Genomic DNA, 1,251 nt, shown 5'->3' on the forward strand with positions numbered 1-1,251 from the left:
TGAACTGGCTTAATGATCCCGGACACCTCTTAAGGGCGATATGATTCGCCCCATCAGGAGGATCCATGCAAGAGCGAAAGACCTACACCCGCGAGTTCAAGCAACGTGCTGCAAGCATGGTTCTTGATGATAACTGCTCAGTTCCTGACGTCTGTGCGTCAATGGACGTTGGCCCTACGGCTCTGCGCCGCTGGGTAGATCAGGTTCGCAAAGAGCGTGAAAAACGGCAGCCAGTGGCAGGCACCAAGGCAATCAGCGACGAACAGCGAGAGCTTCAACAACTGCGAGCCAAGATTAAACGCCTGGAGACTGAGGCTGAAATCTTAAAAAAGGCTACGGCTCTCTTGATGTCGGATCCCGATCGTTTTTCCTGATCGAGGAGCTGAGGGAGTCGAGCACATATCCGACCAGACTGCTTTGCAGTGCGCTGGATGTTTCCCGCAGCGCGTTTTATGACTGGCTTAGGCGACGTTCAGTGCCCAATGTCGAGCGTGATGCGCTCAGGGCAAAAGTCGTGGAACTGCATGTCGAAAGCCGAGGAAGTGCAGGCGCGCGGATGATTTCTCAGCACTTAAAGGCCCAGCAGATAAAGGTGGGAAGGCATTTGGCGGGAAAACTCATGGCGGAGGCAAATGTGGCCAGCAGACAGCGCCGCCGGCATCAGTCCCGCTCCAGAGGTGTCGAAGCGTTTGTCGCCAAGAACCTGCTCGAACGTAACTTTGAGCCAACCGCAATCAATCAGGTCTGGTGTGGCGACGTTACCAGCCTGATGGTTGGGAAACGCTGGTATCACTTGGCAGTGGTCATTGATCTATTCGCCCGCCGAATCGTTGGCTGGGCGTTTTCTCTAATCAATGACGCCCACCTGGTTAGCAAGGCGCTGAGAATGGCGGTGGAGGTTCGAGGCAGACATGCAGGCTTGATGTTTCATTCGGATCAAGGCTGCCAATACACCAGCCAGCGCTTTCAATCTGAGCTGCTTGAGCGTGGGATAACGCAAAGCATGAGTCGTCGAGGACAATGCTGGGACAACGCGCCAACAGAGCGTTTTTTCGGGACGCTCAAATCAGAGTGGGTGCCCATCAAGGGCTACACGACAGTTGAAGAAGCCAAGCAGGATATGACCAGCTTCTTCATGCGATACAACCGAATCAGGCTCCACAGCCATAACAACTACCTGCCGCCAATAGCCATGGAGCAGCAGGCAGCTTGATCACCGTAATCGGTGTCCGGAAAAACTTGACCAGAACA

Annotated in this window: 2 protein-coding genes; both read left to right on the plus strand. The window is 54.3% G+C overall.

Annotated features, from left to right (window positions below):
* Nucleotides 1-65 precede the first annotated feature (65 nt).
* Complete coding sequence (locus tag FBY02_RS28560) at nt 66-374, plus strand: transposase (protein WP_145244844.1); 309 nt, start codon at nt 66-68, stop codon at nt 372-374.
* Between the two features lie 8 nt (nt 375-382).
* Nucleotides 383-1,213: an IS3 family transposase gene (locus FBY02_RS28000; RefSeq protein WP_256667505.1), complete on the plus strand. Its 831-nt coding sequence runs from the start codon at nt 383-385 to the stop codon at nt 1,211-1,213.
* Nucleotides 1,214-1,251 lie beyond the last annotated feature (38 nt).

Origin of the sequence: Pseudomonas sp. SJZ078, from assembly GCF_007828255.1 — a bacterium.
Classification (GTDB): domain Bacteria; phylum Pseudomonadota; class Gammaproteobacteria; order Pseudomonadales; family Pseudomonadaceae; genus Aquipseudomonas.